Below are 18,904 nucleotides of genomic sequence, written 5' to 3'. Positions count from 1 at the left end.
CGCTGCGGTCGCCTGTGACTTTGCGAGTGGGATACCGACATGATGGGGCAAAAACGCTATGCGGGCTTCGGCCTGCGCCGGGGCGCCTGCGTCCTGGCATTGGGTTTGATGGCGTGTATGTTCAACGCCCAGGCGAGCACGTTTGCAGTACTGCAGCAGCCGGCACTGCCGACCGCCAAGGCCCAGCGCGCGGCATTGCTCGGGCTGACCCGGGCCGGCGAGCGGCTGGTGGCGGTCGGCGAGCGCGGGATCGTACTGCTTTCGGATGACGCTGGAAGAAATTGGCGCCAGGCCAGTGTGCCGGTCAGCGTCAGCCTGACGGCGGTGCAGTTCGTCGATGCCGAGCAGGGCTGGGCGGTCGGTCATCTGGGCGTGGTGTTGCACACCGAGGACGGCGGTGAAACCTGGCACAAGCAACTCGACGGCGAACGCGCCGCCGCGCTGGCGGTGCAGGCCGCTGAGCGCGATGCCAATCAACCGGGCGGCGCCGGCAACCTGGCGCAGGCACGGCAGATGCTCGACGACGGACCGGACAAACCGTTCCTCGACCTGTACTTCAGTGACCGCCTGCACGGCTACGTCGTTGGCGCCTATAACCAGATCTACCGCACCGACGACGGTGGGCGAAGCTGGCAGCCGTGGATGCAGCATGTGGACAATCCGCAGGGCCTGAACCTGTATGGCATTCGCGTCTCGGGCAACGATCTGCTGCTGGTGGGGGAGCGCGGTTTGCTGTTGCGTTCGACCGATGCCGGGCATTCATTCCAGGCCTTGAAGTCACCTTATGAAGGCAGCTTTTTCGGCCTGCTCGGCACTCGCGGCGGCGCCTTGATTGCCTATGGTTTGCGCGGTAACGCCTGGTGGTCCGATGACCGTGGCGGCAGTTGGCGACGCCTCGACACCGGTATCGAATCAACACTGGCGAGCGCCATCGAACTGCGCGATGGCAGCCTGCTGTTGGCCAGCCAGGGCGGCGAACTTTTCTTCAGCCATGACCAAGGTCGTAGCTTCGACAAACGCCAGAGCCGCAGCGGCGGGACTGTCGCGGCCGTGCAACAGGCGGCCGACGGCAGCCTGGCCAGCGTCGGTTTGAGCGGTGTGGCCGCTGACCAGGATCCACGGGCCTCTGGCAAACCTTGAAACTTCACGGTGCAGCGCTATCGGGCCACGGCCCGTGCAACAGGAGTCAGACTTGAAAGACGACAAAACCCAAACCGTGATCGGCCGCCTGGCAGACTTCGACCAGGCGTCGGGCAACTTCGCCGAACGGGCGATCTTCAACCATCGACCGCTGGTGATCCTGCTGTGTCTGCTGGTGACGCTGGTGCTCGGCTGGCAAGCCACGCGCATCGGCATCAATGCCAGTTATGAGAAAACCATTCCCACGGGGCATCCCTATGTCGCCAACTTCCTGGAGAATCGCAGTGAGTTGAGCGGCCTGGGCAACTCGCTGCGGATCGCCGTGGAGGTCAAACAAGGCAGCATTTTCACCAAGGACTATCTCGACACCTTGGCCAGGCTCAACGACGAGCTCTATCTGCTGCCGGGTGTCGACCGGCCCTACATGAAATCGTTATGGACCCCGACCACGCGCTGGACCGCCGTGACCGAGGAGGGGCTTGATGGCGGCACCGTGATCCCCGACGACTACGATGGCTCGGCGGCCAGTATCGAACAGGTGCGGACCAACGTCGCGCGTTCCGGTGAGGTCGGTCAATTGGTGGCCGGCAACTTCAAGTCCAGCGTGATCTTCGTGCCGTTGCTGGACATCAGTCCGCAGACCGGCAAGGCCTTGGACTACGGCGAGTTTTCCCGGCAACTGGAAGCTCTGCGGGATAAGTACCAGAGCGATGACCTGCGGATTCACATCACCGGTTTCACCAAAATCGTCGGCGACCTGATCGAGGGGCTGACTCAAGTTTTGCTGTTCTTCGTGGTGGCGGTACTGGTGACGGTGTTGGTGCTGTTTGGCTACACCCGTTGCGCGCGCAGCACGCTGGTGGTGGTGACGTGTTCGCTGGTGGCGGTGCTCTGGCAGCTGGGTCTGCTCGCCATCCTCGGTTATGAATTGGACCCGTACTCGGCGCTGGTGCCGTTTCTGGTGTTCGCCATTGGCATGAGCCACGGCGCGCAGAAGATGAACGGCATCATGCAGGACGTCGGTCGCGGCACCCACCGGGTGGTGGCCGCGCGTTATACCTTCCGCCGACTGTTCGCGGCCGGCATGACCGCGTTGCTCTGTGATGCGGTGGGCTTCGCGGTGCTGCTGCTGATCAATATCCGGGTGATTCAGGATCTGGCGATCACCGCCAGCCTCGGCGTGGCGGTGCTGATTTTCACCAACCTGATTCTGTTGCCGATCCTGCTCAGCTATATCGGTGTCAGCCCGGCAGCGGCGCAACGCAGCCTGAGTTCGGAAAACGCCGAACTGCAGGCACAGATCAAGCATCCGTTGTGGCGCGTGCTCGATTTGTTCACCCAGCGGCGCTGGGCTATTTGCGCCATGCTGGGCGGTCTGCTGCTGGCAGCGTTCGGTTTTGCCGTGAGCCTGCACCTGAAGATCGGCGATCTCGATCCCGGCGCCCCGGAGTTGCGGGCTGACTCGCGCTACAACCGCGACGCGCTGTTCATGACCCAAAACTATGCGGCCAGCTCGGATATTTTCGTGGTCATGATCAAGACTCCGGAAGATCAGTGCACCCGTTACGCGAGCCTGTCGGCAGTGGATGCGTTGGCCTGGCGGCTGGAGCAATTGCCCGGCGTGGAGTCGACCACCTCGATGGCGGTGCTGAGCAAGATCGCCACGGCCGGTTACAACGAAGGCAACTTCAAATGGTATGAGCTGATCCCCAATGACGGTGCGCTGGGCGCCGTGCAAACCCGTGCTCCGCGGGAGCTGTTCAATCAGGGCTGTTCGATGTTGTCGCTGTACGTTTACCTGGCCGATCACAAGGCCGATACCCTGAATCGGGTGGTGCAGGCCAGCGAGAAATTCATCAGCGAGCATCAGATGCCAGAGGTCAAATTCATGCTCGCCGCCGGCAGCGCCGGGATCGAAGCCGCGACCAATATCGTGGTGAAAAAATCCATGCGCGAGATGCTGTTCTGGGTCTACGGCGCGGTCAGCCTGTTGTGCCTGCTGACCTTCCGCAGCTGGCGCGCAACCCTTTGCGCGATGCTGCCGCTGATGCTCACCTCGATTCTTTGCGAGGCGCTGATGGTGGGGCTGGGCATGGGGGTCAAAGTCGCGACCCTGCCGGTCATCGCACTGGGCGTGGGCATTGGCATCGACTACGCGCTCTACGTCTTGAGTGTGATTCTGGCCCGCATGCGTGCCGGCGACACCCTGGCACAGGCGTATTACCAGGCGCTGCTGTTCACCGGCAAAGTGGTGTTGCTGACCGGCATGACCCTGGCGGTCGCGGTGTCGACCTGGGCGTTCTCACCGATCAAGTTCCAGGCCGACATGGGGATTCTGCTGGCGTTCATGTTCCTGGTGAACATGCTCGGTGCCCTGATCCTGCTGCCGGCCCTGGCCTGGCTGCTGCTGCCGCAGAAGGTCTTCGCAAAAAAGCCTGAAGCGAGCCGGCATGGGCTGTTGCTCAAGGAGGGCTGAGGACTCGGCAAGCGCTACACGAGGACGGGGACAGTGAGGACCGACTAGCCGTTTTCGGCACAATTACGCCAATGCCTGTTACGGCGGAATGGAACTTGCCTCCCCAACGGCCTGCAAGCCTTGTGTGCCCAACAGGAAAGGTCCATGAATAACAATAACCCAAGCGTGGATGGCGCCACCGGTACGCCGGACATGACTGCGGCGATTCATCGTTATCGCACCAACGACATCGATCAGCACGCACAGAACATGGACGGCTGGCAGGTACGCTATGACCAGCTGACGCCCGGGCGCTTTGAAGGCGAGTTGATCGAGTTTCGCGCCGGGTGGATGCAACTGGCGCGCGACCGCTCTAATCAGGCGATGCTCAAGAGTGGCAGCGCCTGGAAGGGAGCCATCACCTTCAGCGTGCCGCTGAGCGCTCAGGGGGCGGTGTTTTGTGCGGGGCATCCGATTCATGAGGCGAGCCTGTTGGTGGCCCATGGTGATCACTTGCCCGATCTGCGCACGCCCGAACATCTGGATCTGTTGGGGGTGGCGGTTGATGTCCAGGCCCTTGAACATGTGCTGGAGCGCCAGGGCGCCCGGTTTCAAATTACCGATCTTCCCAAGTGTTACCGTCTGGGGGCTTCCTCGGTGCAGGCTGAGTTGGCGGCGCTGTTCGACGAGCTGGCCGCTGCCGATCAAGGCCACGACAGCCTGCTGGGCTATGAGGCGATCCGTCATGGCATTCGCGATGCCGTGATGGTGCAACTGCTGGAACTGGTCGCGCCGGATCAGGCCGCGCCCCTTAACCCGACGGCGCGCAAACGCATGGTCGATCGTGCCAGGGAATATGCGTTGGGGCATCTGGACGAACCATTATCGATCCTCGATCTGTGCAATCACATCGGCGCCAGCCGACGCAAACTCCAGTACTGTTTCCAGGAAACCCTGGGTATCAATCCGGTGGCGTATTTAAGGGCGTTGCGCCTCAATGCAGTGCGTCGTGAACTGCGTGACAGCCCCCATGAACATGGGGTGCAAGAGGTGGCGGCGCGTTGGGGCTTCTGGCACCTGAGTCGCTTTGCCAGCGATTACCGCACACTGTTCGGAGAGACGCCCTCACAGACCTTGCGTCGCCATTAACTGTGCTGAAAACGGATAACCCGCCTACCGGAGTCGTTACTAGGATGGCCCACACCATTTGGTTGGGAGGGGCATTCGATGAATCACAAGAACAACAACTCAAGCATCAGCCGCGTCACTGTATTCACCCTGGGGCTGTTCGGCCTGTGCGCTGGCGCACAGGCCACTGAAAACGGGGCGCCGACCACCGCAGTGGGCGTCTATGACTTCGGCGCCGGGATGATGCCGCCGGCCACGCCATTCGGCACCCTGGGCCTGCGCACGGCCTTCTATTCGGCCAACGTGCAGAAGGACCGCCACGGTCGTTCTCTGGACAACAATCTCTCCCTGGACGTGCTGTCCATCGGCCTGGCCTATATGCGCATGACGGACTACACCGTCCTCGGCGCCCAATACGGTTTCGGCACGGTGGTGCCTTTCTTCAAGATGGATGCTTCCCTGGAGGTGCCGACGCCGGGCGGTCCGTTGAAACTTGAGGCCGATCCGTTCCGCCTGGCAGACGTGCAGTTTCTGCCGCTGATCCTGCAGTGGAACCTGTCGCTCAACCTGTTCGTCAACACCCAGTTTCAGATCCAGACCCCCACCGGCGACTACGACAAGAACCGGCTGATTTCCCCCGGGCTCAATCACTGGACTTTTTCCCCCATCGTCAATGCCACTTACATCAGTGACACCGGCTTCGAGGTGTCATCGAGCTTCGAGGTGGACATCAACACGCGCAACCCTGCCACTGACTACAAGAACGGCGTGGAGTACCGGCATGAGTTCGCCGTGGGCCAGCACTTCGGCCCCTGGACCGCCGGTATCGGCGGGTACTACTACCGTCAGTTCACCGATGACGACGCCCCGGGCCTGACGAGTGGCAATCGCGCCAGGGTGCTGGCTGTGGGACCAGCGGTGAGCTACGTCAAACCGGGCCTTCCGCCGGTCTGGCTGCACCTCTACAAAGAGCAGGGCGCGAGCAACCGCGCCGAAGGCTACACCGTCGCCTTGCGCGTTTCCCAAAGTTTCTGAGGACCGGACCATGACTTCTGTGCATTGCGCTTCAACCCTGGCGACGCCTGTCGTGCGTCAGGCCACGGGACGCCGCGAAGGGCTGGTGCTGGTGCTGGGCAGCAGCCTGACCATCATGGGCTCGGTGATGATCGCGCCGATCCTGCCCAAACTCGGTGCCGAGTTCGGGCCGCTCACTTCCCGGGCCGATTTACTGGTGCCACTGGCGGTGACCGGGCCGGCGCTGGCGATTGCGGTGTGCGCGCCCCTGGCCGGCTGGCTCGCCGATCGAGTCGGGCGCAAGGCGTTACTGGTGATCGCCACCTTGCTCTATACCTTGCTCGGCGCGTTGCCGGCAGTGCTGGGGGATCTGCAGTCCATCGTCGCTGTGCGCCTGCTGTTCGGGGTGGCCGAGGCGGCGGTGATGACCTGTTGCGCGACCCTGATCGGCGACTATTGGCAGGGCGAGGAACGGTTGCGCTACATCAACCGTCAGGTGGTCACCATCGGTTTGGTCGGTGCGTTGTTCTTCGTCGTTGGTGGCGCTTTGGGCGAGCACTCCTGGCGCTTGCCGTTCCTCCTCTATTTGCTGCCGCTGCTGCTGGTGCCGGCCATGGTGAAGGTGCTCTGGGAGCCGGTTCGTACGCAGCCGTCCGTTGAGGTTCAGGGACCGGAGCGGGTGGCGATTCTGCCGCTGGTGTTGGGTTATCTGCTGATCCTCGCGGGCATGGTGCTGAGCTTTGTGGTGCCGGTACAGACGCCCATTTTGCTGGTGGGTCTCGGGGTCACATCCAGCACCCTGATTGGCCTGTCCGCCGGCTTGAGCCTGCTGGCCACCCTGGGCGGTTCCCTGGCCTGGCCGCTGCTGCGTCGACGTTTGGGGATCGCCGGTACCAATACGGTGTTGCTGCTGTTGCTGGCGCTCGGGTTGTGGTTGCTGATGCGCGGGCAAAGCTACAACCAAGTGGTGCTGGCGGTGGTGATCCATGGCCTGGGCGCGGGATTGCTGGTGCCCAATGTCATGGCGCCGATGATGGAGGCCTTGAGTGCTCGAACCCGTGGTCGGGGATTGGGAGGCTTCACCGCGTGCCTGTATTTCGGTCAGTTCGTCAGCCCCTTGGTGGTGGCGGTGCTGGGTGCGTTTGCCGGCGACCTGCGTCACGCCATCGAATGGCTGGCCTTCGCCAGTCTTGCTGCCGCGCTGCTTTGGGCGATCGCCGGATTATCGCGCCGCCGCTCGAACTCTTCCGTGCCATCCACCCATTCGTCATTGAAATAGATCCGGAGTATCAAACATGCAAGACATCCATCAGTTGTTGGACAAGGAAGACGCCACCGGCCTGGCCGCTTGGGTCAGGCGTGGTGAAGTGCAGCCCGTGGAGCTGGTCGACGCAGTGATCGAGCGACTGGAGCGGGTTGAACCGCAACTCAACGCAGTGGCCGAGCGGCTCTACGACAAGGCCCGCGAGGCAGCGCTCGAACCTCAGGTTCGGGACGGACTGTTTGCCGGTGTGCCGACCTTGATCAAGGACCTGTTCGCGCCGGTGCAGGGTGCCGCAATGACCAATGGTTCGCTGGCGCTGGGCGGGGCCCGCGCCGATTTCGAATCCGAGGTGGTGATCCGCCTGCGCCGCGCCGGTTGCCTGATCGTCGGCACCAGCACGGCACCGGAGTTCGGCACATCCTATTCCACCGAGTCGACACGTTTCGGCGCCACCCGCAATCCGTGGAACACCGAGCACAGCGCTGGCGGCTCCAGCGGCGGGGCGGCGGCCCTGGTGGCGGCGCGGGTAGTGCCGTTTGCCCATGGCAATGACGGCGGTGGTTCGTTGCGGGTGCCGGCGTCCTGCTGCGGAGTCTTTGGCCTCAAACCAAGCCGTGGCTTGCTGCCCTCCGGGCCAATGATAGGCGAGGGCTGGGCGGGCATGGGCACCAACCACTGCATCACCTTATCGGTACGTGACAGCGCGGCTTTGCTCGACGCCACGGCGGGAATCGATTTGGGTGCGCCCTATGCTGCGCCGCTGTCGGCGCAACCGTATGTGACTGCTGTACAACAGACTCCGCGGCCAATGCGTATCGCCCTGGTGGAGCAGATCGGGTCTTGGCCGACTTCCACACAAAGCCTGGAGGCGGTGCGTCAGGCTGCGAGCCTGTGTGAGTCGCTGGGGCATCGGGTAGAACCCGCCCGGTTACCGGTGGTGCTGCCTGAGTTTCTTGACCAGGTGTTCACTATCATCGGTGCCAGCACGCGAAACTACGTCGACCTGTTGGGCCAATTGCGTGGCGCGCCTGTACAGCCCGAGGAGCTGGAAGCCCGCACGCGGATCATTCTGCGCGACAAGGGCGGGGTCAGTGGCGCGCAATACGCGGCAGCGGTGGAGTGGATTCATGCCCTGGGCCGGCAACTGGCGCTGTTCATGCAGGATTACGACCTGATCCTCAGCCCGACCCTGACCCGTGAACCGGTACCGATCGGCGAGCTGGACCTGCGGGACGACCGCTTGAGTCTCGATGAATTGATCGAGCGCTTCCACAGTTACTCGCCGTTTACCGCGTTGTTCAATGCCAGTGGGCAACCGGCAATGTCGGTACCGCTTCACTGGAGCCCGCAAGGCTTGCCCATGGGCGCGCACTTCGCAGGCCGCTTCGGCGAAGAGGCGACCTTGCTGAGCCTGGCCGCACAACTGGAGCAGGCTCAGCCCTGGCGGCAGCGCGTACCGCCGGTGAATGCGTGCCTGCGCACCACGCCGTAACACGATTGGTAGCAGCTGCCGAGCCTGCGAGGCTGCGTTCGGCTGCGCAGCAGTCGTGAATCCGGCTGATGCGGTCTGCCAGGCGTACCGCAAGTTCTGGTTTGACGACTGCTTCGCAGCCGAACGCAGCCTCGCAAGCTCGACAGCTGCTACGGCCGAACGCAGTCACGCAGGCTCGGCAGCTGCTACAAGGAGGGCGCCCCGGTCAGGTTTTATCCGCAATCGGGTTCGCCGTACGCAACGGCGGCTCGGCCGAGCGGGCAATCACGCTGATGATCGCCAGTGCTGCAATCAGCAGCCCGGGCGAGGTCGCCAGCAAAACTCCGGTGGTGCCAGCCCCGGCCGCCAGAATTTGCCCGGCGGCCAAGGGCCCGGCCACTGATCCGAGGCGACCGATCGCCACCGCAGCGCCGACGCCGGTGGCGCGCACCGAGGTCGGGTACGACGGCGGTGCCAGGGCGTACAGCACCAGCTGCGCGGCCATCACAAACAACCCGGCGGAAAAACCGGCGATGGCCATGGGGACGATGCCCACCGACAGGCCGACTCCAGCTAGCGCCGCCAGCAACCCGGCGTAGACAAACAGCACCACTTTGATGCCGTTGCAGCGATCCAGCAGCAGCCCGCCGAGCAGGGAACCGAGGGCGCCGCCAATGTTGAACAGCATCTGCACCAGGCCTGCCTGGGGTTTGCTGAAACCCTGTTCCAGCAACAGCGATGGCAGCCAGTTGAGCAGCATGTACATCACGGTCAGGGTGAAGAAGTAGCTCAGCCACAACGCCAGGGTGACGCGGGTCCGGTCTTCGCCGAACAGCGCCTGGCCGGTTGACGCACGCGCCACGTTGACGCTGCCTTGTTGCTGGCGAAAGGCGCTGGACTCAGGCAGCAGCAGGACCATCAACGGCACCACCAGCAAGGGCACGAGACCACCGATGATGAAGGTCATCTGCCAATGCTCGGCGAACAGCATGGCGACCACCGCCGCCAGTGCGCCGCCCAACGGCACGCCGGCATACATGATGCTGATCGCGGTGCCGCGACGTTGCTCACCCACGGCTTCGGCACACAGCGCGATCAGGTTGGGCAGGGCGGCACCCAGGCCCAGGCCCGTCATGAAGCGCGCCAGCAGCAGGCCGGAAAAACTGCTGACATAGGCCGTGTTGAGGGAGAACACGCCGAACAGCAGCACGGCGCCGATGAGGATTTTCTTGCGGCCGATGCGATCGGCGATCCAGCCGCCGAAGAAGGCGCCCGGCAGTAAACCGATAATGCCGGCGCTGAATACCCAGCCCATCATTTTCGGGTCCAGGGCAAAGGTCTGGCGCAGGCCCGCGGCGGCAGTGCCGGCGGCTTGCAGGTCGAAGCCTTCGATCAGTGCAACGATAAAACACAGGGCGATGGTCAGCGTCGTGCGACGTGATGGGGTGTCCATGGCGAACCTCATTATTGTTTTTGTTGGGGCTTACGGGGGAGCGCGAGCCTGATTGCTGTAGGCGATAGCAGGCTGAAATTAAGATTAACAAAGATAACTAAAAAATGAATGACCAAGGTTTTTTACTGAAAAATGCCATTAAATTCATTTAAATCAATGTGATGACATAAGGTGGAAGATGTATTTAAAAAATAGATAATAATATTAATGTTCGATTATCGGTCATTGTGGATTGACGCCACCCTCAGGCGTTTCCATTCTCTGACCGGAGATCCTTGGGGCAACCCGACGATCCCGTTCTAAAAACAACAACAATAAGTGGACATCGAACATGCCAAATCTCCCTCGGGACGCCCTCGTGGCGATCTCAACCTTACCTGTTCGTGCACGTCATCTGGCCCTGTTGGGTTTGAGTGTGATTGCCACTCCGGCGCTGGCCGAAGGCTTTATCGATGACAGTCACGGCACCTTGACCCTGCGCAATTACTACCTGGATCGGGACTACAAGGACGACGGGGCGAAGACCGCGGCCCGGGAATGGGCTCAGGGTTTCATCATGAATATGGAGTCGGGCTTTACCCCGGGGACCGTCGGCTTCGGCCTTGATGCTCGCGGCCTGATGGGGGTCAAGCTGGATTCGTCGCCGGACCGCAGCGGCACCGAGTTGTTGCCGGTGTCCGCCAGCGACAAGCGTGCGGCGGACGAGTATTCGCGCCTGGCCATGACCGCCAAGATGCGTTTTGCCCAGACCACGGTGAAGACCGGCGATGTATCGATCTTCCTGCCGTTCGCTTTCGCCAGTCCGTCACGGCTGCTGCCGCAGACGTTTCGTGGCACCACCCTCAGTTCAAAGGACATCGACGGGCTGACCTTCAACACTGGCTACATCGATCGCATCAACAAGCGCGATTCCACCAACTACCAGCCGATGAGCATCGCCTCGCCGAACCGGCGTTTCAACGGTGCGGCCACCTCATCGCACATGGCCTATGTCGGCGGCGATTACCAGGTGAACAAGGATCTGAGCCTGCGTGCCTATCACGCCGAAGTGGCGGACCTTTACCAGCAGAACACCCTGGCCTTGCTGCACACGCTGCAGGTGGGCGAGGGCACGCTGACCACTGACTTGCGCAGTTTTTTCAGCGACGAGGACGGTAGCGCGAAGGCCGGCAAGGTGGACAACCGCAACCTCTCGGCGCTGTTCGGCTATCGCTTTGGCGGCCATCGCCTGAGCTTGGGTTATATGCACTCCAGTGGTGACACCGCGACGCCTTATGTGTCGGGCACCGAGTTGATGGGCATGAGTGAGCTGACCATGAGCTCAGACTTTCTCAATGCCAAGGAGCGAACCTGGCAGGCGATCTACGACTATGACTTCGCCGCCGCCGGGGTGCCCGGCCTGAAGAGCCGGCTGCGTTATGTGCGCGGTGACCATATCGAACTGGCGGCGCTGAACGCCGACGACCGCAAGGAGCGGGAGTTCCAGATGGAGCTGGGGTATGTAATCCAGAGTGGCCCGCTGAAGAACGTCGGGCTGATGGCGCGCAAGTCGATCTATCGCAATGACTTCCCCACCGGCGCGGCGTTTCGCGATGAAAACCAGACCCGCTTTCTGGTGCTCTACACCGTGCCGATCTGGTAAGTCGTTTCAGGCCTGATAGACCTTCTTCAGCAGCCTGAGCAGTTCTTCGCGTTCCTGACTGTCGAGGGCGGACGTGGCATCCATGTCGCTCTCGGCAGCGATCAGTTTCAGCTCCTTGAGCAGGGTTTCGCCGGTCTTGCTGAGAAAAATCCCGTAGGAGCGTTTGTCCGGTTTGCAGCGCACTCGCACCGCCAGCGCCCGGCTTTCCAGTTTGTTCAGCAGCGGCACCACTTGCGGTGGCTCGATGGCCAGTGCCTTGGCCAGGTCGGCCTGCATCAGCCCGGGGTTCTGGTCGATGATCGCCAGGGCCGAGAACTGCGCCGGGCGCAAGTCGTGGGCCGAGAGCCGGCCAATCAGGTTCTGGAACAGTTTCAGTTGCGCCCGGCGCATGGCGTAACCGATCAGGTCGTCGAGGGCTGCGTCCAGCGACGCCTGGGTTTCGGGGCTGTCGGCAGGCGCCTCGGGGGCGGCGGCAATCTTGGAAGACTTGGCCATTGCAGGGTGAATCCTCGGGCTGGCGGTTAAGAAGGCTATCTAGTTTGCCGAGATTGGCCGGGGATAGCCACGACTTCAGTCGCGACGCACTCTTTGTAGCAGCTGCCGAGCCCGCGAGGCTGCGTTCGGCTGCGAAGCAGTCGTGAGTCCGGCTGACGCACGCTGTCTGACTCACCGCAATTTCTGATTTTACGGCTGCTACGCAGCCAAACGCAGGCTTCGCCAGCTGCTACAGATCGCAATACGGCTTAACTGACTCGCATTGGTTTTCGGGACAGAAAATGCTTTGTTAATTTTATTAATAGTTAATTGACATAACTATATTTGCGGTTTAGTTTTTACCCATCGTCAAGCCAAGAACAAGAGAGCATCGCCATGAGCAATTACGAAGGTCGCTGGACAACGGTCAAAGTGGAAATCGAGGAAGGCATCGCTTGGGTCATCCTCAACCGCCCGGAAAAACGCAACGCCATGAGCCCGACCCTGAACCGCGAGATGATCGACGTTCTGGAAACCCTGGAGCAGGATCCGGACGCCGGTGTCCTGGTGCTGACGGGGGCGGGCGAAGCCTGGACTGCAGGCATGGACCTCAAGGAATACTTCCGCGAAGTGGACGCCGGCCCGGAAATCCTTCAGGAAAAAATCCGCCGCGAAGCCTCTCAATGGCAATGGAAACTGCTGCGCATGTACGCCAAGCCGACCATCGCCATGGTCAACGGCTGGTGCTTCGGTGGCGGTTTCAGCCCGCTGGTGGCCTGCGATCTGGCGATCTGCGCCGATGAAGCGACTTTCGGCCTGTCGGAAATCAACTGGGGCATTCCGCCGGGCAACCTGGTGAGCAAGGCCATGGCCGACACCGTGGGCCATCGCCAGTCGCTGTACTACATCATGACCGGCAAGACCTTCGGCGGGCAGAAAGCCGCCGAGATGGGCCTGGTCAACGAGAGCGTGCCGCTGGCGCAACTGCGTGAGGTGACGATCGAGCTGGCGCGTAACCTGCTGGAGAAAAACCCGGTGGTGCTGCGCGCAGCCAAGCACGGCTTCAAGCGTTGCCGCGAACTCACCTGGGAGCAGAATGAAGATTACCTGTACGCCAAGCTCGATCAGTCGCGTCTTCTGGACACCGAAGGTGGCCGCGAGCAGGGCATGAAGCAGTTCCTCGACGACAAGAGCATCAAGCCCGGTTTGCAGGCTTACAAACGCTGAGCCCTGGCGTTTAGAACAAGGCGAGCTGGCCGGGCGATCGAGCGTCCGCCAGCTGTTCGCCCCGGCGCCTCGGCGCTACTGTGAGCCCCTCGAACGTATTCCCGATAAAGACAATAAAGAGGAATCACCATGCTGGACGTGCCCCTGCTGATCGGCGGCCAGTCGTGCCCCGCCCGAGACGGTCGAACCTTCGAACGGCGTAATCCGGTGACCGGCGAAATCGTGTCGCGGGTTGCCGCCGCCACCCTGGAAGATGCCGACGCCGCCGTGGCTGCGGCCAAAGCGGCATTCCCCATCTGGGCGGCCCTGGCCCCCAATGAACGACGCACCCGGTTGTTGCGCGCCGCCGAGCAGTTGCAGGCCCGCAGCGCGGAATTCATCGCCGCCGCCGGCGAGACCGGCGCCATGGCCAACTGGTACGGCTTCAATGTGCATCTGGCGTCGAACATGCTGCGTGAAGCGGCATCCATGACCACCCAGATCACCGGCGAAGTCATTCCTTCGGATGTGCCCGGCAGCTTCGCCATGGCCCTGCGTCAACCGTGTGGCGTGGTGCTCGGCATCGCGCCGTGGAACGCCCCAGTCATCCTCGCCACCCGCGCCATCGCCATGCCGCTGGCCTGCGGCAACACCGTGGTGCTCAAGGCGTCGGAACTGAGCCCGGCGGTGCATAGGCTGATCGGCCAGGTGTTGCAGGACGCCGGCCTCGGTGACGGCGTGGTCAACGTCATCAGCAACGCGCCCCAGGATGCCGCGGCGATTGTCGAACGGTTGATCGCCAACCCGGCGGTGCGTCGGGTCAACTTCACCGGCTCGACCCATGTCGGGCGCATCGTTGGTGAACTGTCGGCGCGTCATCTCAAGCCGGCGTTGCTGGAACTGGGCGGCAAGGCGCCGTTCCTGGTGCTGGAAGATGCCGACCTGGATGCGGCAGTCGAGGCCGCAGCCTTCGGTGCCTTCTTCAACCAGGGACAGATCTGCATGTCCACCGAGCGCCTGATCGTCGATGCCAGGGTGGCCGATGCCTTTGTCGCCAAACTGGCGGCGAAGATCGCCACCTTGCCCGCCGGCAACCCCAATGCGGAAGGTTCGGTGCTGGGTTCCCTGGTGGACAGCAACGCCGGCGAACGGATCAAACTGATGATCGACGATGCTCTCGACAAGGGCGCAACCCTGGTCGCAGGTGGCCGGTTGGAGGGCAGTATTCTGCAGCCGACTTTGCTCGATAGCGTCACCGATGCCATGCGCCTGTACCGCGAAGAATCCTTTGGCCCGGTGGCGGTGGTGCTGCGCGGTGAGGGCGATGAAGAGCTGCTGCGTCTGGCCAATGATTCCGAGTTCGGCTTGTCGGCGGCGATCTTCAGTCGTGACACCGGCCGTGCTCTGGCCTTGGCCCAGCGGGTCGAGTCGGGCATCTGCCACATCAACGGCCCGACCGTGCACGACGAGGCACAGATGCCTTTCGGCGGGGTCAAGTCCAGCGGCTATGGCAGTTTTGGCGGCAAGGCGTCCATCGAGCACTTCACCCAATTGCGCTGGGTGACCTTGCAGAACGGACCGCGGCACTACCCGATCTGAGCAGCTGTCGCAGCGCCGGGCGACGTACGCTTGAGAGCGCTCGTCGCCCGCGTGCAGGCCAGATATAACAATAACAAGGCTGCCATGCCCCAGTTGACTGCTTCGCAGCGGACCGGTGGCGTGCCTTGATGGAGAACAAGCACGTGAGTTCCGAATTCAGATCGCACCCCCAGGCCGACGCCAGTGCGCCACGCTATCGCCAGGTATCCATCGGCTGTCCTGCGGTCGAGGTCAGCGAAGAGCAGGGCATATTGCATATGCGCTCCCTGGAACCCTTGGCCGAGTTGCCCGTACGCTTGCTCGATCGCCTGGTGCATTGGGCCCGGGTGCGCCCGCAACAGACCTTTGTTGCCGCTCGCCTGGAGGGCGGCGACTGGCGCCGGGTGAGTTACGCCGACATGCTGACCAGCGTCCGCGCCATTGCCCAGAGCCTGCTGAGTTACGGCCTGTCGTCCGAGCGACCACTGGCGATCCTCTCGGGCAACGACATCGAGCATTTGCAGATGGCCCTGGGCGCGATGTACGCCGGCATTCCCTATAGTCCGATTTCCCCGGCCTATTCGTTGTTGTCCCAGGATTTCGCCAAGCTGCGGCATGTCTGCGACCTGCTGCAACCGGGGCTGGTGTTCGTCAGCGACGCCGCGACCTATCAGCGGGCGATTGAGGCGGTGCTGCCGGCCGATACGCCGCTGGTTACCGTGCATGGCCAAGTACCGGGCCGCCGTCAGGCGAGTTTTGCCAGCCTGCTGGAACGGCCCGGCGGTGCCGAGGCCGATTGCGCGTTCACGGCTACCGGGCCAGACAGCATCGCCAAATTCCTGTTTACCTCAGGCTCCACCAAACTGCCCAAGGCGGTGGTCACCACCCAGCGCATGCTCTGCGCCAACCAGCAGATGCTGTTGCAAACCTTCCCGGTGTTCGGCGAAGAACCTCCGGTGCTGGTGGACTGGCTGCCGTGGAATCACACCTTCGGTGGCAGCCACAACGTCGGTATTGTGCTGTACAACGGCGGCACTTTTTACCTGGACGACGGCAAGCCGACCGTTCAGGGTTTTGCTGAAACACTGCGCAACCTCAAGGAAATATCGCCCACCGCCTACCTGACCGTGCCCAAGGGCTGGGAAGAGCTGGTCAACGCTCTGGAGCAGGATGGCGAGTTGCGCGAGCGTTTCTTCTCGCGCATGAAGCTGTTCTTTTTCGCTGCCGCCGGTTTGTCGCAACGGGTTTGGGATCGCTTGGACCGGGTCGCTGAACAGCATTGTGGCGAACGCATTCGCATGATGGCCGGGCTTGGCATGACCGAGGCGTCGCCGTCCTGCACGTTCACCACCGGGCCATTGTCCATGGCCGGCTACATCGGCCTGCCGGCACCCGGTTGCGAAGTGCGGCTGGTACCGGTGGACGGCAAGCTGGAAGGGCGTTTTCGCGGGCCGCACATCATGCCCGGTTACTGGCGCGCGCCGCAGCAGACCGCCGAGGTGTTCGACGAACAGGGTTTCTATTGTTCTGGCGATGCGCTGAAACTGGCTGACCCCCGTGATCCGCAACTCGGGCTGATGTTCGACGGGCGCATTGCCGAGGACTTCAAGCTCAGCTCCGGCGTGTTTGTCAGCGTCGGTCCGCTACGAAATCGTGCGGTGCTCGAAGGTTCTCCTTATGTTCAGGACCTGGTGGTGGCCGCACCGGACCGCGAGTGCCTGGGGGCGCTGGTCTTTCCCCGGTTGTATGAATGCCGACGTCTGGCGGGTTTGAGTGCCCACGCCAGCGATGCCGAGGTTTTGGCCAGCGCGCCGGTGCGTCAGTGGTTCGGCGATTGGCTGCAGCGGCTCAACCGCGACGCCACCGGTAATGCCAGCCGCCTGGAATGGATCGCGCTGCTTGACGAACCAGCTTCCATCGACCGTGGTGAAATCACCGACAAGGGCTCGATCAATCAGCGTGCGGTGTTGCAGTGGCGTGCCGACAAAGTCGAGGCGCTGTATCGCGGTGAAGAGCCTTCCATCCTGCGCGCCGGACCTCTGCCATGAACGGTGCGGGGCAGTATTCGAGCTTTAGCGATGTGGCGATTTTCGAAGCCCTGCGCACGCCTTGGGTCGACCTTGGCGGGGCCTTGGCTCAGGTCTCGCCGATCGATCTGGGGATCAAGGTCGGGCGCGAGGTATTGGCTCGCGCTGCTCTCGATCCGTCCTCGGTGGACAGCGTGCTCGCCGGCTCCGTGGCCCAGGCCAGTTTTGATGCGTACCTGCTGCCTCGACATATCGGCCTTTACAGTGGTGTGCCGCAAGAGACTCCGGCGCTGGGGGTGCAGCGCATCTGCGCCACCGGTTTCGAACTCTTGCGGCAGGCCGCCAGGCAGCTGGATGACGGCGTGCAGCTGGCCCTGTGTGTGGCAGCCGAATCGATGTCACGCAACCCGATTGCCGCTTACACCCACCGCAGCGGTTTCCGGCTCGGTGCCGAGGTGGCGTTCAAGGACTTTCTCTGGGAAGCCCTCTACGACCCGGCCCCAGGCGTAGACATGATCACCACCGCCGACAACCTGGCCCGGCGGCATGGCCTGAGCCGCGACGAAGTGGATCGCTACGCTCTGTGCAGTCATCAACTGGCATTGCAGGGGCAAGCCGACGGCTGGTTCGAACCGGAACTGGTAGCGATCGGCAATGAGCGTTTTGAGCTGGCCGGCTATCAACCACGGAGTATTCAGTTGCCACGGGGCGTGGATCGCGTGACGCGCGATAGCCATCCGCGACCTACCGAGCTGAGCGCTTTGGACCGTTTGCGCGCGGTGCATGCCGGCGGTGTGCAAACGGCCGGCAACAGTTGCGCGGTGGTCGATGGTGCGGCGGCCGCGCTGGTGGGGCGAGCCTCTGCGGCTCGGCGTCCGGTGTTGGCCCATTTGCTGGCCAGTGCCGTGGTGGGCGTGGCACCGGAGTTCATGGGCATCGGCCCGGCGCCGGCGATCCAGTTGCTGCTGCAACGCAGCGGCCTGGCCATTGACGACATCGGCTTGTTGGAAATCAACGAAGCCCAGGCGGCACAGGTGCTGGCCGTGGCGCAGGTGCTTGAACTGGACGGCGACCGCCTCAACCGGCGGGGCGGCTCCATCGCCCTGGGGCATCCCTTGGCCGCCAGCGGGTTGCGTCTGGTGCTGACCCTGGCCAGGCAACTGCGCGAGGGCAATCTGCGTTATGGCATTGCCGCCGCGTGTGTTGGCGGAGGGCAGGGCATGGCGCTGCTGATCGAGAACCCGGCCTATCAAGGCTGAACACCGCGACCTCTGCTCAAACCTGGCGTCTCTCTCTTGCGTTACTATGCAGGCCCACCTTTCTGGAAGTTGCCTGGATGAGTAAGCCCGGTCAAACGGTGTTGGTCGCATTGCGCAAGATGATCGCCTCGGGCGAGCTGGCGGCGGGCGAGCGGTTGATGGAAATCCCCACGGCGCAGCTATTCGGTGTTTCGCGGATGCCGGTGCGCATGGCGTTCCGCACGCTGGAGCAGGAAGGCTTGCTGGTGCGTTTTGGCGGGCGCGGGTTTCAGGTGCGTTCGGTCAGCCCCGATGACATTGCCGGTGCGGTCGAAGTACGGGGCGTACTCGAAGGCCTGGCGGCGCGTCAGACCGCCGAGCGCGGGCTCTCGGACGAAGCCCGGGCGACCCTCGAACAGTGCCTGATGCAGGGTGATCAGCTGTTCGATAAAGGGTACGTGACCATAGAAGACCTGGAGGTCTATCACGACCTCAACATGCGTTTTCACCAGGTGATCGTCGAAGGCAGTCACAACCCGGCGATCGCCGACGCCCTGGCGCGCAACGATCATTTGCCCTTCGCTTCGGTGACTGCCCTGGCCGTGGACCGCAACGACATGGTCCGGGAATACCGACGCTTCAACTATGCCCACATGCAACACCATTCGGTGTTCGATGCCTTGGTTAACCGCCAGGGCGCGCGTGCCGAAGCGATCATGCGCGAACACGCCAACGCCACGTTGCGCTACGCCGAGGTCTTCGGCTCAGCGACGGCCGAGGAGCGGATGAAGGTCATTCTCCGCTCGGAATAAGC

Annotated in this window: 14 protein-coding genes; 12 read left to right on the top strand and 2 right to left on the bottom strand. The window is 62.7% G+C overall.

The features are described from left to right. Positions 1 to 39: 39 nt before the first annotated feature. From JUI81_RS22585 to JUI81_RS22560, 6 genes are all read left to right on the top strand, one after another. On the top strand, positions 40 to 1,140 hold the full coding sequence (locus JUI81_RS22585) for a YCF48-related protein (RefSeq protein WP_204125066.1): 1,101 nt from the start codon (positions 40 to 42) through the stop codon (positions 1,138 to 1,140). 52 nt (positions 1,141 to 1,192) lie between these two features. Continuing rightward, on the top strand, positions 1,193 to 3,616 hold the full coding sequence (locus tag JUI81_RS22580) for an RND family transporter (protein ID WP_204125065.1): 2,424 nt from the start codon (positions 1,193 to 1,195) through the stop codon (positions 3,614 to 3,616). A 144-nt stretch (positions 3,617 to 3,760) separates the two neighbouring features. Continuing rightward, positions 3,761 to 4,744 carry a helix-turn-helix domain-containing protein gene (locus tag JUI81_RS22575; RefSeq protein ID WP_019578617.1) on the top strand — a complete coding sequence of 328 codons (984 nt, stop codon included), beginning with the start codon at positions 3,761 to 3,763 and terminating at the stop codon, positions 4,742 to 4,744. Positions 4,745 to 4,822: 78 nt separating this feature from the next. Next, complete coding sequence (locus JUI81_RS22570; RefSeq protein ID WP_204125064.1) at positions 4,823 to 5,758, top strand: transporter; 936 nt, start codon at positions 4,823 to 4,825, stop codon at positions 5,756 to 5,758. Between the two features lie 10 nt (positions 5,759 to 5,768). Further along, positions 5,769 to 7,016 (top strand): MFS transporter, encoded by a 1,248-nt coding sequence (locus JUI81_RS22565; protein WP_019649003.1) that lies wholly within the window; start codon positions 5,769 to 5,771, stop codon positions 7,014 to 7,016. A gap of 16 nt (positions 7,017 to 7,032) precedes the next feature. Further along, complete coding sequence (locus JUI81_RS22560; protein WP_138867367.1) at positions 7,033 to 8,493, top strand: amidase; 1,461 nt, start codon at positions 7,033 to 7,035, stop codon at positions 8,491 to 8,493. 205 nt (positions 8,494 to 8,698) lie between these two features. On the opposite strand, the gene mhpT is transcribed toward JUI81_RS22560, so the two are convergent. Next, entirely contained in the window at positions 8,699 to 9,925 is a 1,227-nt protein-coding gene (gene mhpT, locus JUI81_RS22555) for a 3-(3-hydroxy-phenyl)propionate transporter MhpT (RefSeq protein WP_018927888.1), read from the bottom strand. A gap of 331 nt (positions 9,926 to 10,256) precedes the next feature. On the opposite strand from mhpT, the gene JUI81_RS22550 reads away from it, so the two are divergent. Beyond that, a complete protein-coding gene (locus JUI81_RS22550; protein WP_019649001.1) occupies positions 10,257 to 11,567 on the top strand; it encodes an OprD family porin in 1,311 nt (436 codons plus the stop codon). 6 nt (positions 11,568 to 11,573) lie between these two features. On the opposite strand, the gene JUI81_RS22545 is transcribed toward JUI81_RS22550, so the two are convergent. Next, positions 11,574 to 12,062: a MarR family winged helix-turn-helix transcriptional regulator gene (locus JUI81_RS22545; RefSeq protein WP_018927890.1), complete on the bottom strand. Its 489-nt coding sequence runs from the start codon at positions 12,060 to 12,062 to the stop codon at positions 11,574 to 11,576. Between the two features lie 375 nt (positions 12,063 to 12,437). Here JUI81_RS22545 and JUI81_RS22540 point away from each other — a divergent pair, with 375 nt between their 5' ends. From JUI81_RS22540 to JUI81_RS22520, 5 genes are all read left to right on the top strand, one after another. Then, positions 12,438 to 13,268, top strand: a complete 831-nt coding sequence (locus JUI81_RS22540) for a p-hydroxycinnamoyl CoA hydratase/lyase (RefSeq protein ID WP_007895816.1) — start codon at positions 12,438 to 12,440, stop codon at positions 13,266 to 13,268. 129 nt (positions 13,269 to 13,397) lie between these two features. After that, positions 13,398 to 14,846 (top strand): aldehyde dehydrogenase, encoded by a 1,449-nt coding sequence (locus JUI81_RS22535; RefSeq protein ID WP_064617346.1) that lies wholly within the window; start codon positions 13,398 to 13,400, stop codon positions 14,844 to 14,846. A 143-nt stretch (positions 14,847 to 14,989) separates the two neighbouring features. After that, positions 14,990 to 16,873, top strand: a complete 1,884-nt coding sequence (locus JUI81_RS22530) for a feruloyl-CoA synthase (protein ID WP_204125063.1) — start codon at positions 14,990 to 14,992, stop codon at positions 16,871 to 16,873. After that, entirely contained in the window at positions 16,870 to 18,111 is a 1,242-nt protein-coding gene (locus tag JUI81_RS22525; RefSeq protein ID WP_204125062.1) for a thiolase family protein, read from the top strand. The genes JUI81_RS22530 and JUI81_RS22525 overlap by 4 nt, the downstream gene beginning before the upstream one ends. A gap of 77 nt (positions 18,112 to 18,188) precedes the next feature. After that, positions 18,189 to 18,902 (top strand): GntR family transcriptional regulator, encoded by a 714-nt coding sequence (locus JUI81_RS22520; RefSeq protein WP_018927894.1) that lies wholly within the window; start codon positions 18,189 to 18,191, stop codon positions 18,900 to 18,902. Positions 18,903 to 18,904: the final 2 nt, after the last annotated feature.

This window comes from Pseudomonas sp. 008, from assembly GCF_016861935.1.
Lineage (GTDB): Bacteria > Pseudomonadota > Gammaproteobacteria > Pseudomonadales > Pseudomonadaceae > Aquipseudomonas.
This window is presented reverse-complemented; position numbering and strand designations above follow the sequence as displayed.

What these genes read in the sequence shown, in the direction of transcription:
- JUI81_RS22585 (WP_204125066.1), top strand. Translation starts at nt 40, where the DNA reads ATGATGGGGCAAAAACGCTATGCGGGCTTCGGCCTGCGCCGGGGCGCC.
- JUI81_RS22575 (WP_019578617.1), top strand. Translation starts at nt 3,761, where the DNA reads ATGAATAACAATAACCCAAGCGTGGATGGCGCCACCGGTACGCCGGAC.
- JUI81_RS22570 (WP_204125064.1), top strand. Translation starts at nt 4,823, where the DNA reads ATGAATCACAAGAACAACAACTCAAGCATCAGCCGCGTCACTGTATTC.
- JUI81_RS22565 (WP_019649003.1), top strand. Translation starts at nt 5,769, where the DNA reads ATGACTTCTGTGCATTGCGCTTCAACCCTGGCGACGCCTGTCGTGCGT.
- JUI81_RS22560 (WP_138867367.1), top strand. Translation starts at nt 7,033, where the DNA reads ATGCAAGACATCCATCAGTTGTTGGACAAGGAAGACGCCACCGGCCTG.
- mhpT (WP_018927888.1), bottom strand. Translation starts at nt 9,925, where the DNA reads ATGGACACCCCATCACGTCGCACGACGCTGACCATCGCCCTGTGTTTT.
- JUI81_RS22550 (WP_019649001.1), top strand. Translation starts at nt 10,257, where the DNA reads ATGCCAAATCTCCCTCGGGACGCCCTCGTGGCGATCTCAACCTTACCT.
- JUI81_RS22545 (WP_018927890.1), bottom strand. Translation starts at nt 12,062, where the DNA reads ATGGCCAAGTCTTCCAAGATTGCCGCCGCCCCCGAGGCGCCTGCCGAC.
- JUI81_RS22540 (WP_007895816.1), top strand. Translation starts at nt 12,438, where the DNA reads ATGAGCAATTACGAAGGTCGCTGGACAACGGTCAAAGTGGAAATCGAG.
- JUI81_RS22535 (WP_064617346.1), top strand. Translation starts at nt 13,398, where the DNA reads ATGCTGGACGTGCCCCTGCTGATCGGCGGCCAGTCGTGCCCCGCCCGA.
- JUI81_RS22525 (WP_204125062.1), top strand. Translation starts at nt 16,870, where the DNA reads ATGAACGGTGCGGGGCAGTATTCGAGCTTTAGCGATGTGGCGATTTTC.
- JUI81_RS22520 (WP_018927894.1), top strand. Translation starts at nt 18,189, where the DNA reads ATGAGTAAGCCCGGTCAAACGGTGTTGGTCGCATTGCGCAAGATGATC.